The organism is Vibrio sp. MMG023 (genome assembly GCF_021654215.1).
Classification (GTDB): Bacteria; Pseudomonadota; Gammaproteobacteria; order Enterobacterales; family Vibrionaceae; genus Vibrio; species Vibrio jasicida.
In genome coordinates, this window is the sequence record NZ_JAKFZP010000001.1 from 1,064,934 (window position 1) to 1,078,495 (window position 13,562).

Below are 13,562 nucleotides of genomic sequence, written 5' to 3' on the forward strand. Positions count from 1 at the left end.
TCAGCGCAATGAAAGGTTTTAAATCCAACCTTCCCATGAAAGTCTGTCCGGTCTGTCAGCGCCCATTTTCTTGGAGAAAAAAGTGGGCGCGAAATTGGGAGGAAATCGTTTATTGTTCTGAGCGTTGCCGAAGAAATAAATCAACGAAAACGTAGGTCACTCCGACCCTCTTTGGATTCGCGTTCTCTTACCAAGGCAATAACGTGCCATCATAAACCCAAAATGCCCCGCTATCTTGCGGGGTCGCTTTTTCTATCAAGCCTAATAAATCCTTTGCGACTCGCTCTGGTGTAAACAGCTTTCCCTCTGGCACATTGGTTTGAAAAGGTGCCGACAAAGCAGTATCCGTAGTACCTGGATGAAGTGACAGCACCGTGCCATGTTTGACCATTCTTTGCCATTCGATCGACATGGTTTTGAGGAACATGTTTAATGCGGCTTTCGATGCACGATAGCTGTACCAACCACCGAGCTGGTTATCGCTAATGCTGCCAACTTTGGCCGAAATGGTCGCAAATTTAGGTGCAGTACTGCGTTTTAGTTTGGGCGTGAAGTATTTCGCCAACAGCAAACTTGGCAAAGTATTAACCGTGATGGTTTGCTGAAAAAAGTCTGCGTCGAGCGAATTAAGATTCTTCTCAGGGCCTTTCTCTTGGGTGTGCAACATACCAACGCAGTTCACCAACCAATCGACGTGTTCAATCTGCTCGCTGAACGCTTTTACCTGCTCGTCTTGCGATACATCCACTTGATACCAAATTACATTTGGGTGTTGCCAATCTGGTTGCAGCTTACGATAAGTGGCATGCACACGAGCTTGAGGGAACCGAACTGCGGCTTCTTGTACCATCGCCAAACCAATGCCACCGTTGCCACCAACAATCAGGATGTCCATCACAAGCTCTCCAAGTTTTTCATATAATGCTCTGCGGTTTGTAATATCGCATTCCGCTTTTCTTCTTCCATATTGTCCCAAGAACGAAAAATCATCCCGATTCGTGGATTGGTTGCGAGACGCTTGTCGTGCTTGTTCATAAAGCGCCAATACAAGCTGTTAAACGGACACGATCTTTCCCCGCACCTCGCCTTATTGTCGTAATGGCAGCCCTTACAGTAATCGCTCATTTTGTTGATGTAAGAACCACTCGCCGCGTAAGGTTTGGTGCCAACAATGCCGCCATCCGCAAACAATGCCATGCCGCGTGTGTTAGGCATTTCGACCCATTCAATCGCATCAACATAGATACCGAGATACCACTCATCCACTTGGTCTGGGTCGATTTCGGTTAGCAAACAAAAATTGCCAGTGACCATCAAGCGTTGGATGTGGTGTGCGTAGGCGTAATCGAGGGACTGACCAATCGCATTGCGCATACAGGCCATTTTGGTTTCACCATTCCAAAAGAAGTCTGGCAGTTTTCTTTCTGCACCCAACTCGTTCTTTTTCTGGTAGTGAGGCATATTCGCCCAGTAGACGCCTCGGATGTATTCTCGCCATCCCAATATTTGGCGAATAAACCCTTCGACTTGAGAAATGTCGATATCTGCGTTGGAGTGAAATGCCTTGAGTGAAGCATCAATGACTTCTCTCGGGTGCAGCAATTTGCTGTTAAGCGAGAATGAAATACGGCTGTGATACAAGCTCCACTTAGCATCGTGCTGGCCTGTCATGGCGTCTTGAAAACGGCCGAACAACGGTAGACAGACTTGGCAGAAATGCGCGAGTAAAGACAAGCTTTGCGCGCGATTAATCGGCCACAACAAGTCCCCTTCGAGATTTCCGATGGTTTTGATGTCATGTTCTGCCAACCGCTCAAGAATGCCGCGGACGTCGGTACTGAACATCAAAGGTTGTGGCAGTTGTTCAATGTCTTTGGCTTTGAGCTTATTACGGTTGTTGGCATCGTAATTCCATTTTCCGCCGACGGGTTTTCCGTCTTGCATTAAGATGTCGAAGCGCTTTCGCATCCGGCGGTAGAAGTGCTCCATCATAATGTGTTTGCCTTGAGGAAACTGTGATTCTATTTCTTCAAACGGCAACAAAAAGTGTTCCGAATCGACACAACGCGTCACAACCCCATCAAGCTTTAGTTTGGCTAACTGCTCTAGTAAACGGTATTCATCGGGGCGCTGATATTCAAACTTGCTTGCACCAACCTCGCTCACGTAGTGTTGCAAGACTTGCTCAAGATCGTCGAAGGATTGTGTGTCATCCAACGTGAGGTGCAAAACTTGATGCCCCTCGCTCTGACGCTCTTTCGCAAACTGTTCCATTGCAGAAAAGAACGCACAAACTTTCTGAATATGGTGCGTGACGTAAGTATTCTCTTGCTTGAGCTCCGCAATCAGGTAAAGCACTTGCTCATCCGGTTGCTGAAACCAAGAGTGCTCACTGTTGAGTTGATCGCCCAAGATCAATCGTACGGTTTCAAATTGCATTACGGTTTCTCCGATGACGAAGCTTTGTCACTGCTGCCCATCACAATCGGCCAATCGACCATGTCTACACTATCCAAATGCGCGCCAGCGCAACGACCTTGCCACCTATCGATGAACTCCATGTGCGGATCGTACATTTCGGTTTGCTTTTCGAGGTTGAATTGTCGTGAACCACTCGGATCCGCACCGACACCCGCTAGGTATTGCCAATTTCCCCAGTTTGATGCCACATCGTAATCGACCAGTTGTGACTCAAAGTACGCCGCGCCATAACGCCAATCAAGGCCAAGCTCATGCACTAAACAGCTGGCGACTAACTGTCTACCACGATTCGACATATAACCGGTTTCATTAAGCTGATGCATACACGCGTTCACGATAGGAAATGGCGTTTCACCTTTCTTCCATTGTTGAAAACGGTGCGCGTAAAAGCTGGTGAGTGGTGCTTGATTTTGGATGCCACCGAATCGGAAGAGCTGCCGCTTGTATCGACGGGCATACCAATAAAAGTATTCACGCCAAAGCAGTTCGAAGTAAATCCAATAGGTTGAATCATTTGCGCCATTCGCGGCTTCATAACGTTTCAACATGGCATAAATGGTTTTCGGAGAAAGACACCCATGAGCTAACCAAGGAGAGAACTTGGTGGAGTAATCCATGCCATCTAAACCGTTACGCGTTTGTTTATATTCGCTTGCTAGTGTTGAAGCAAAATACTGACGACAATGTTCAAGCCCTGCTCGCTCACCGCCGGTAAACAGGCTTGGCTGGACATCGCGGGTCAAACTCAACGTCGGCAGTGCGAGTTCGTCTGGCAGCGTAGGCAACGTTGTTACTGCTTCTACAGGTTCAGCTAGAGCGAGTTTCTCAACCTTTTTTCGGAACTTGGTGAAGGTGTCTGGAAGCGCCTCAAGCTCAAACGGTAAATCTTCGACACAGAACAAGCTGCGATCTTCACATTGGACAACAGCCAAATGCGGCGCTTGTGCTTGAATCTTATCGACCACATCTTGCTCATCTGATCCAGAGACCGCATCTACAAAGAGATGGGTCACATCAAGCTTGTCAGTAACATATTTGATTGCTTGGTACGGAGGTAAGTCAACGACCTGTAGACGTTGATTAAGTGCATTCAACGACAAGCTGAGGCAATGCAGTGACTCGTCCAAAAACTGTTGTTTGGCGGACCCAAATTCCGGAGTTTGTGCGTATTGCTTTAGGTAGGACGACATTTTTGGATAGCAGTATATACAAATGAGCTCTTCGACCTCAGCAGAGGTTCGGAGCAGGAGCGGATTGTCATGCAATCTCAAATCGTTGGTAAACCAATACAATCCTATAGTCTTGTTCAAGTGACGCTCCTTACTACTCTATTCTGTTATGTGCATGCCAAGTTTTACGCATCACCATTGGTCACGATCATCGCATCATTTAGATTGCTGAAATCTTCATCAAACAAACTTCTTTAGTAAACAAAATGTTATGGATAAATTTATAAGTTATGAAAGATTAAGTAAGAATTCATGAAACCGTTTGATTATTCGCTCAAGTTTTTTAAAAAAACCGTACAAAAATGACAAAAATTAAAGCGATATTGTTTTATATCCGTTACCCTTAGCCCAATTGCATTTTGCTTGTAACACCGCAGAAATGACCGACGAATTTAAAAAATCGACCGCTAATTTAAAAAAAGCGGTGCCCTTAATGATCAAAAACCACGTAGCGGCAACACCAGCCAACTACGCGCTTTGGTATACCTACGTAGATAAGACCATTCCAGAGTTGAACCAAGAAATGGATATGGTTCTGGAAAATTACGACGTATGCCCTCCTGCTATGCACAAACTGCTCTACAACAACTATGTAGCAAGCAAAGCAGAGACCAGCATAGAAGATCTTAAAACCAACGTAGAAGTGCTGTTGGGTGAGGTCTCCAGCTCTATGACAGACACCATCACTGATACGTCCTCCTTTTCTGACATGGTCGACAAAAGCTTTAATAAGCTAGAGAAAGTCGAAGACAGCAGCCTCAGCATTGAAGAAGTCATGAATGTTGTACGACAGCTTGTTGTTGAGTCTCGTGAAATTCGCCATTCAACCAAGTTTCTCAACAGCCAACTGACCAATGCGAGCGAAGAAATTTCTCGTCTCAAAAATCAGCTTGCTGAAGTACAGAAAGACGCCTTATTTGACGGCCTCTCCAAGCTGTATAATCGTCGTGCCTTCGATAACGACCTACGTATGCTGATTGACAGCAAACAGGCAATGACACTGATTATGCTTGATATCGACCATTTCAAAGCATTTAACGACAATTATGGTCACTTATTCGGTGATACGGTGATCAAAGCGATTGCGCGTCGCTTACAACAAAGCTGTCGAGATGGCATCAGTGCCTACCGTTTTGGTGGCGAAGAGTTTGCGGTGATTGTGCCAAACAAATCATTGAGAATCTCTCGTCAATACGCGGATACGTTGAGACGAATGATTGAGAAGCTGCGTGTCCGCGACAAACGCTCAGGTAGCCAAGTGCACAGTATTACTGCCTCGTTTGGAGTTGCGGAATTTGAAATCGGCGACACGCCAGAAAGCTTGGTCAACAAAGCCGACAAACAACTTTATGAAGCAAAGCAACTCGGCCGCAACCGTGTCATGCCGCTGTAAGACTGATTTCCCGGTAAATAAAACACTCAAACAAAACCCCAAGCACGTGCTTGGGGTTTTGCTTTCTTGGGCTGGATCGTTATTTTTTTCGCTTCTTAAAGCATCAGTCAATGCTGTAGCAGTAACTTAAGAAGTAATCTTCACCGTTTTTCGCGGTAAATTCTTTATCTTCACTGCACGCCATTGGTTTGCCTTTTTTGTCGCCTTTGATCAAGCTGATCCAATGACGCATGGCTGTTGGTGCATTGCCGGTTAGTTCAGGGCTAAAGGTGGTGCGTGTCTCCAATTGGATATCGTCGATGTCCATCAACTCAACACAACCTGTGCCTTTGTGACAACCAAACAGCACTTCAGCGTGGCTTCCAGATTCGTCTTTAAACAGAATCGATTTCGGATCTTCTTTCTCACCAGTGTACGCTACGAAGTGCTTTGGACTTTTAAGGCCACTGTGCGTACCGTCTTTGAAGTAAGCCATTACATGTCGGTAGTCGATAACGTAACTGGATACATCTTGGTGTGATCCATTCTCTAGTGGAAACATTCGGTCTAGTAGTTGCTTCGCCTTAATTTGCTTTTCGCTTTGCTGCTCAGCACTTACCGCCTCGACGGCAAATACGGCTTCAGCGATAATTGGTCGTTGTTGTTCTTGGATGTCTTTTTTATCGAAGTTCAGCATATTCATCGTCGTTTCCTCTCACTTAAACACTCTTCCTAGAGTAAAAACTTAAAACCTCTGTTTAAGTTTCAGGCAAATTTGTGAAGTTGATGGTTAATTTCCTTGCCTGCTCAGTATGTAGACTAGCGAAATATTGACTACAATTTCACAACAAAAATTTTACAATGTGAATTTTACAAAATGTCTGTGTCAAAAAGTCTTATCCGCCAATCTCATTTCTTGGGTACGAAAATTCGCAACCTAAGGAAAAACAACCATTTAACGATGGAGGATTTGTCTGCGCGTTGTGTAAGGATAAATCCAGAGTACGCGCCTTCCGTTTCTTACCTATCGATGATCGAACGTGGAAAACGCGTACCGAGCATCGATATGTTGGAAGTGATCGCCGAAGTTTTCCAAAAAGAACCCGCTTGGTTTTTGGACGATGAGCCAGAGCTCGAAGCCATCACGCCCAATAAAGGCAACCGTGGCGGCATTAACGGGATGGCGCTCGAACCCAGCTTCTTGTTCTCTAACGATATCCTGCAAATCGCGATACCAGAGATGCTCTCCCAAACGGGGATCACAGGGCGTCAGTTTGCTCATCTTTTGATTCGTGCTCACCAAGAAAATCATCAAAACCACTTTCCAGACTTAGAAAGAGCGGCAGAAGAAGTCGGCTTAAAACGTTTGAATCTATCGGTTGAAGACTTAATCGACATTGCCAAAAGCTTGGGATTGGACATTCGTTGGATTGATCGCGCCCCTCAAGATGTGGTTGATGAACTGGGGGTCAGCGCCAAACAACTCGTGACTTCTTTTATGGAAGCCCCTGGCACGATTTACCTGAATAAACGAATGCGTGATTACCCCACTCGCTTAAAGTACGACTTGGCTGTGTATATTGGTCACAGGGTGCTACACAGCAGTGATGGTATGAGCAATGTGCTCTCTATTGGTCACCAGAACAATTGGGAACAGACAGACAGCCCGGTGTCGAACTCAGAGCTAAACTCTCAAGATATCCTCCAGGCATGGCGCGATTTTGAGTCGAGTTTCTTTGCCGGTGCATTACTCTGTCCAAAAGTGCCATTTCGCCAATTACTCGATCGCTCAGGTTATGAAATCGATGTTCACAAAAAAGCGGGCGTCTCCCCTTCTGTCGCAATGCGCCGCATGACGGTGGTATCGCCGTACCCACATTGGCATTACTTTGATGCTTATGGACCAGGTAAGCTCAAAGCGGTTTATCGTGGTAATGGTATTCCACTCCCTTGGGGGAACATGCGCAAAGTGAATGACCCTTGTCAACACTGGGCAGTCTTCCGTCGTCTGTCACAGCCGCTAGATACCAGCTCAGCACAGATCTCGATTCTCAATGTTGGTAATGAACCACGCATCTACTGTTGTGAATCAGTCAATGTATTTGATCCAGCAGGAAACAATCGCGTGCTTTGTGCTGGCATAGACCTCAACCCGGCTATTTCTGCACAGGGTGGGGATGCGATTGCAATTGCAGAAGAGCTAAAATCGCTGTGTGTCTCTTCAGGGGGCAGCACGGTGATTCCACAGCACATCAAAAAGGATCTGACGACGATAGCTAAGATCCTCAATATCAATTGGATTGAACGAGGAATTCAAACTCAAGCAAGATTGATTTGTTCAAGAGGCGCGGTATGTCCAAGACAACCGAGTTGCTATAACAAGTGTGGTGATTCAGGAGATACTGGAGACGAGGTGCAAGTTCTTGACCTATAGAAAGAAAAAACGCCAATCACAATAAAGGTGATTGGCGGTATATACTTGTGAACAATGTGTATTCACTAACAACGTCAGTTGGCTAGGTGACCCTCGGCTTAATAAGGGTCAATCTGTATAAAGCACGATGCGTGCCAACTTTTAAAACACCATTTTTTCTTCGATCTTGATGCATATTGATGATTTATTGAGCACACATTTTGCAAATCGCATTTGCAAAATGCAAAGAACTGCAAAATATGCTACAGATCGCATTGCTACTAATCCCTTTATCAGCAATAGGCTCGTTGATGAGTACACCCCTTTAAAATGAAAATCAGTCAAAAGCGGGAAGACACTGACTGCGCTTAAAGCACTATCAACGTTTAAGTATTAACCGCCATAATGCTTTTGCTGATACATCCGCTCATCTGCAATTTTCATCATTTGTTCTGGCGATGTCATGACAGGATCAAACATCGCGTAACCCATGCTAGTGCGCAGATAAATCAGTTCTCCGTCATAGATAACTGGTGTGGAGCACAATGCCGTTCTTAACTTTTTCAAAAGTGTTTGGATATTTTCTTCTGTTTTCGGGTTATGGACCACTACCAAAAACTCGTCCCCGCCCATACGTGCGACAATATCAGAGCGACGCAAGCTGCTTTTGATTCGCTCTGCACAGGCAACAAGTACTTTGTCTCCAGCATCATGTCCATGAGTGTCATTGATGTGCTTGAAATGATCTAAATCGATGTTCACAAGAGCGAAGCAATAACGTTTTTTATAACGCTTTGCGATTTCAAACTGATGCTTGTACGACTGCATAAAGTAACGTCGATTTGGCAACTGAGTCAGCTCGTCATGCAGCGCACGGCTATCTGCCACAATGTACAAGCGATAAATCACTATCAATGCGATGCTCATCGCTAGTACAATGGGATAACCGACGAGTCGTGCAATATGAAGTCGGTGCCAAGACACTTGTTTTTCCAACTCTCCGTTGGCATAGACCGTAATACTCCAACCGCCATAAGGGAAATGCACTTGCTCTTTGGCATACACTTGGCCGTTTTCGCTTGTTTGACCAAAGAAAACATCGCCAAGTTCGCCACCACTATCATAGCCACGAATCGTCATGTAATAACGATATGAAAACTCGATAACCCCCGTATCTCTCAGCAAACCGTCAAAGTCGATGACGGTACTGATCACGCCCCAATAATCATTGTTTATCGGTGGATCACGAAAGACAGGGACACGCACAATCAACCCTTTCCCACCTTGCACTAGCTCGATAGGGCCAGCGATAAAGATTTCTTCAATTTCCTTAGCTTTTTGAACTTGTACCCATTGTTCTGGCACAGTCCGATAATCCAAGCCAACCACGGCTTCATTCCCTTTTAAGGGAAAGATATGGCTGACCACGTCGTTTTCTGCCATGCCAATCACTGTGATGTGCTTGCTTTTGTTTAGGATTCGATTGGCTGCAAGATTAAGCTTGCGCTCCTCATCTTTAGGCAGCAAAGTAATGAGTGTGGCAAGGGTGCTGGCTTTATAGATATCAGCCATAAGTTCCGCTTCCAAATTGGAACGGAGAATAGAAAGTTGTTCTTTGGCCTCAACTTGAACTCGCTCTTGGTAGAGGCTTTGCTGGTTCCGATGTAACAGCTCAATTACCCCAATACACAAGGCAAAAAAAGTGAGAAAGAACAATGCAAAATAGCCCTGCTTTCTGGGTGAATAGCGCATTTGTTCCTCACTATCTCGTCCTGACTACAACGAGACTTATTCATTATTGTTAAAATGCTTATTTACCTTAAGAATAACCAATAGCTATCGTAAAGGTAATAAATATCGACCATTTTTATAAATGAGAAAGGTAAAGTGAGATGCAAGTACAAGGTGATTTATTTAAAAGCTCATTTTGGCAAGAAGTAGCACAGGGCAGAATTTACTATGACCCTAACTTTCTCAGTAACTTAGAAGCTGATCGTTATTTCTCTAACCTTCGCTCTACTCTCCCATGGCAACAAGAGCGCATCACCATGTTCGGCCGCTCAGTACTGCAACCTCGGTTACAAGCTTGGCATGGCGATGTTGCCTATACATATTCAGGGTTAACCATGTCGCCACACCCTTGGACACCGGATCTCAATGAGCTAAAAGCGCGCTGTGAAGCCATTGCCAAAGTTCAATTCAACTCGGTCTTAGCAAACCTATATCGTCATGGACAGGACTCCATGGGATGGCACCAAGATAATGAGCCAGAGCTTGGAAGAAATCCGGTTATCGCTTCTGTAAACCTTGGCGAAACTCGACGCTTTTTACTGCGGAATTTACATTGTAAAACTCAGCTAGAGTATGAACTTAGCCATGGTGCTTTGTTAATTATGGCAGGAGAACTGCAGCATCATTGGAAACACGCGGTGCCCAAAACGGCAAAACCGAAAGGTGAACGTATCAACCTGACCTTCCGCCATATCGTGACCAACTATTGACTGAGGCATTACATAGCAAAGAAGCATTGATGCTAGGTTTAAATTCTGGGCTTTTTGTGGAATGTAATTATGCGTATCAAACCTCTCAACTTAGCTATCTTGCTCTCTTGTTCGTTGGTCTTTAACGTTCAAGCCGATCAGGACTCACCCGTGTTGAGCTACCCTCAATCTGCACAGTTAATAAAAGATACGTTTGAGTCGCAGCTTTATTCCCTACCAGCATTTAAAGAAGGCCACTTTGGGTTGCGCATGTACCGCCAAACTCTAGATGATAAATACCTTCCTGCGGTGTGGACAGACATGGCTCAAGTCGCCAGCCGTTTGAATCACTTTGCCAGTGATGTGAATACGCCAGAACAAATCATATTGTATTCAGAAGAACGCCTTGCCAATTACCATGACCAAGAAGACGAACGAGGCCAGCGCCGCTATACCGTGACCAAGCATCAACCTGAGTATTTTTATCTAGGGGTCGATTTGCTGGGTGCAATGGCAAGAGCTGACGAATACGGCCTTAAACACAAACACGATAAGACCTTAAGAAGCGTCATTCGACGTTATGATTTCACCAAATACGCGACCGATCCTGAAATGATCGAGGCATGGGCAGCGCAACTGGCCAATCAAGTTTATTGGCTACGCCAACTGGGTGAGCAAGATGTCGTCAATGACTTCACCAAAGCGTTTAAAAGCACCTATCCAGATTCACAGGATAAGAAGTTGTCACCGCAGCAATACAGCAACAAAATCTACGGCATGACACACATTATTTTTGGTGATTCTCAGTACTATCAAAAACAGGTCAATGAATCTGACCATCAATGGATATACGATTACTTCCGCGACAATATCGATACGATTATCTTACGCTCTAAAGAAGATGTGATTGCCGAGGTGGGTATTACGTTTCTTCTTGCGGGGCTAGAGAATGACCCAGTCGTCGAGAAAACACGTCAAGCGATTCAAGGCTCAATCAATCTCGAACAAGGCATGATCCCATCGGTCGATGGCGACTTCGACTTAAAATATGGAGAGCATAGAAACGTCTTGGCTATCATGTTATTGGACTGGAAGGGTGTTCACCAAGCTCCGACGGTTGCCAATCAGCCATTCGCTTTTCAATCGTTACCCTACGGGCTGGTTCCGAAATCGTAATATGGTGCTATTTAAACAATAAGGTTAGACCTTCTGCTTTTTCTGTACTTGTTCATAACGGACTAAACGAAAATCTTGATAGCCTTCCATCACACTGAGAATCATCGGGTTATCAAAAAACTGTTCACTGGTTCCCGCATAAAAGGTGACGCTGCGGCTATAACAGCACTTTTCTAGGAAGCAGTCACTCATAAACTGCTTGAGGCTGCGGTCTCGAATCGGAAAATACACCATCAAACCTCGGCTGATCTCCGCGATATGATTAAGTAATGCGGTTCGAATGGTTTTAGTGAGAAAGACCACACTGATAAGATAAATCGCCCCTTGCTTTAGCTCATACAATACATGACCAACCAACATATTCTTATAGTAAAAACAAAACACTTTAGGCTGGGTCAAACATAAGGCATCAAACGTATCTGTGACTGCATTGCCATTTTGCCTGAAATGAGAATCGAAGATCAGCTGTTTATCGTCCTCGTCCAGCTTATCAAAAGCAACATGACTACGATGCGTGATTTCATAGTCATACACCGTATTCAGATTTTGGAAATTCACAGGATGTTGCAGTGCTTTTTTGACACTTTTTAGCTCTTGTTCATCATAGTGATAAGGCTGCTGAAAGAAATGAGCAATCCCGAGGCGGCGCAATAGAGTGGGTTCAATCTTCCCCCTTTCCCACTGGCTCAATGTAGCTTGGTTTAAACTAGAAAAAACACGATGAGCGGAGGAGAGGAGTTCGGCCAACCCATCCTGCGAGTAGTTTGATTTTTTTCGGTAATGCTTCAATGCATTTGCAAAATGAAGACGATCGAACTTCATCCTCTCTCCTAGCCAACTGGGCTCAATATCAATGTGTTATAAATCTTTTAATTAAAATAGATAAGATTTCAGTATTTCGTAAAATGAAAACACAATAAACCTTACCGGACTTAAATCGTATTCGCTGTAACGTCTTCAGGGTAATTGTCATGCAGTGACGTCAGTGGTTGTTCAAAACCGACTCGACTGCCTTTGGGAATCACGACCAATCCCCCCTCCGTTACGAAAAACCGCTCACTGTCTTTCTCAAGTTTCTCACCAATGACTGTCCCTGGAGCGATATGGACATCCTCTTCAATAATGGCACGTGTAATGCGGCTGTTTGCTCCAATCTTACAGCGCGCCATCAGTACCGCCTCATGCAACATGCTGTTTCTACCTAAATCACAATCAACCCCAATCACAGAGCGGATAGAGCACGCCCCTTCAATTCGGCAGCCTGAAGCGATATAGCTGTCTTTAATGCGAACTTTAATGCCTCCCGCATCATTACATAAGCTCGATCGCTGCGAGACGATTTCTTTACTAAGCAATGGCTCTGAACTTTTCTTTTGCGTATCATTTTGCTCAACCAACATCGCCATTTGCACCGACCAATAGTCATCAACACTATTCAAACCATGCCAATACAAAGGGGCTTGGTCTGAATCAACGGTTCCCAAATCGAATAGTGCCACTTTGACCTTCTGAACCAGTTTACCAATCACATCACAAGTTAAATCATGTCGTCCGTCTAAGTTTTTTGCATTGGTGAACAAGCCTTTGACTAAGGTCGCACGCTTAAGTACATAGTTCTCGGTAAGCACAAGAGAGATGCCTGGCTTATTTGGTATCTCTGCAGGTTGCTGTGGCTGGTGCTGAATGCTTGTTACTTGGTTTTGCTCATCCAGTTCCACAACATGATAAGCAGACGCTCGCTCGGTAGGAACTTGAGCTACAACAAGCGTTAACTCAGACGCTTGGATTCTGTGGTATTGCAGCAATGAAGAAAGGTAGCGCCGATGAATTTGTTCTCCACCAACTAACAGTACATGCTCATCAGTCGGACGGTTAATGGCCTCTAGGTTTTGCAGCAAAGCATCGGTCCAATTGTACTGCAACGCAGGCAAAAACTTATTATGGGGGTATGCCGGCTCAAGAATGTCGATGTTCGCTTCGTACTTGCTCCATGCACGCTTAATGTGTTCATTTAAAGCAGGGCAATGGAATCGACTTAAGACAAGATTACGCTTGATGCCAGATTGAATTAGATTGCTCAACGCAAAGTCAATCAAACGATGGGCACCCGCGAATGGGGTAATAGATTTACAGCACGTTCCTGAGAGCGGCTCTAACCCACCATTCTCCTTATCGGCTAACACGATCGATACTACTTTTGACGTCATGTTTTACTTCCTTGTCTTATTTATAGTTTAGAAAGTAAACGTAAACCGTACGGCAGTACTATTCAATATTGGGGGCAATGTGCTCAAAAAATAATATTACAGAGCAATGTTCTCTTAAATATTTAAGCAATCTCTCATTCAAGCGTTTTATAAACAAAAACCCGCTATGGAAGCGGGTTTTGATTTATTTTTATGTGCGGGCAT

At 44.8% G+C, this 13,562-nt stretch carries 12 protein-coding genes; 5 read left to right on the forward strand and 7 right to left on the reverse strand.

The features are described from left to right. Window positions 1-8: 8 nt before the first annotated feature. Window positions 9-155, forward strand: coding sequence for a DUF2256 domain-containing protein (locus L1076_RS04650; protein ID WP_005374142.1), 147 nt, complete (start codon window positions 9-11; stop codon window positions 153-155). A 32-nt stretch (window positions 156-187) separates the two neighbouring features. Here the strand turns inward: L1076_RS04650 and L1076_RS04655 are convergent, their stop codons facing one another. From L1076_RS04655 to L1076_RS04665, 3 genes are read right to left on the reverse strand one after another with little or no spacing between them, the layout of a single operon-like run. Then, a complete protein-coding gene (locus L1076_RS04655; protein ID WP_237303245.1) occupies window positions 188-895 on the reverse strand; it encodes an SDR family oxidoreductase in 708 nt (235 codons plus the stop codon). After that, the gene (locus tag L1076_RS04660; protein ID WP_237303246.1) at window positions 895-2,439 is read right to left on the reverse strand and encodes a cryptochrome/photolyase family protein; all 1,545 of its coding nucleotides are present in this window, start codon (window positions 2,437-2,439) and stop codon (window positions 895-897) included. Before L1076_RS04660 ends, L1076_RS04655 begins: the two co-directional genes overlap by 1 nt. Further along, complete coding sequence (locus L1076_RS04665; RefSeq protein ID WP_237303247.1) at window positions 2,439-3,791, reverse strand: DASH family cryptochrome; 1,353 nt, start codon at window positions 3,789-3,791, stop codon at window positions 2,439-2,441. Before L1076_RS04665 ends, L1076_RS04660 begins: the two co-directional genes overlap by 1 nt. Before the next feature lie 298 nt (window positions 3,792-4,089). Between L1076_RS04665 and L1076_RS04670 the strand changes: the two genes are divergently transcribed. Further along, window positions 4,090-5,103: a GGDEF domain-containing protein gene (locus tag L1076_RS04670; protein ID WP_038868575.1), complete on the forward strand. Its 1,014-nt coding sequence runs from the start codon at window positions 4,090-4,092 to the stop codon at window positions 5,101-5,103. A 103-nt stretch (window positions 5,104-5,206) separates the two neighbouring features. Here L1076_RS04670 and L1076_RS04675 read toward each other — a convergent pair whose 3' ends face one another. After that, window positions 5,207-5,785 (reverse strand): malate synthase, encoded by a 579-nt coding sequence (locus L1076_RS04675; protein WP_038868558.1) that lies wholly within the window; start codon window positions 5,783-5,785, stop codon window positions 5,207-5,209. A 174-nt stretch (window positions 5,786-5,959) separates the two neighbouring features. Here L1076_RS04675 and L1076_RS04680 point away from each other — a divergent pair, with 174 nt between their 5' ends. Next, window positions 5,960-7,516: a DUF3612 domain-containing protein gene (locus L1076_RS04680; RefSeq protein WP_080774276.1), complete on the forward strand. Its 1,557-nt coding sequence runs from the start codon at window positions 5,960-5,962 to the stop codon at window positions 7,514-7,516. A gap of 372 nt (window positions 7,517-7,888) precedes the next feature. On the opposite strand, the gene L1076_RS04685 is transcribed toward L1076_RS04680, so the two are convergent. Beyond that, a complete protein-coding gene (locus L1076_RS04685; RefSeq protein WP_237303248.1) occupies window positions 7,889-9,247 on the reverse strand; it encodes a diguanylate cyclase in 1,359 nt (452 codons plus the stop codon). A 140-nt stretch (window positions 9,248-9,387) separates the two neighbouring features. On the opposite strand from L1076_RS04685, the gene L1076_RS04690 reads away from it, so the two are divergent. Both L1076_RS04690 and L1076_RS04695 read left to right on the forward strand, forming a co-directional pair. Continuing rightward, window positions 9,388-9,996, forward strand: coding sequence for an alpha-ketoglutarate-dependent dioxygenase AlkB (locus L1076_RS04690; protein ID WP_038875271.1), 609 nt, complete (start codon window positions 9,388-9,390; stop codon window positions 9,994-9,996). Between the two features lie 69 nt (window positions 9,997-10,065). After that, window positions 10,066-11,151 carry a DUF3541 domain-containing protein gene (locus L1076_RS04695; RefSeq protein ID WP_045409487.1) on the forward strand — a complete coding sequence of 362 codons (1,086 nt, stop codon included), beginning with the start codon at window positions 10,066-10,068 and terminating at the stop codon, window positions 11,149-11,151. Window positions 11,152-11,175: 24 nt separating this feature from the next. Here L1076_RS04695 and L1076_RS04700 read toward each other — a convergent pair whose 3' ends face one another. Then, window positions 11,176-11,973, reverse strand: coding sequence for a helix-turn-helix transcriptional regulator (locus L1076_RS04700; protein ID WP_054755062.1), 798 nt, complete (start codon window positions 11,971-11,973; stop codon window positions 11,176-11,178). Between the two features lie 110 nt (window positions 11,974-12,083). Beyond that, the gene (locus tag L1076_RS04705; RefSeq protein ID WP_054755061.1) at window positions 12,084-13,358 is read right to left on the reverse strand and encodes a sugar phosphate nucleotidyltransferase; all 1,275 of its coding nucleotides are present in this window, start codon (window positions 13,356-13,358) and stop codon (window positions 12,084-12,086) included. Window positions 13,359-13,562: the final 204 nt, after the last annotated feature.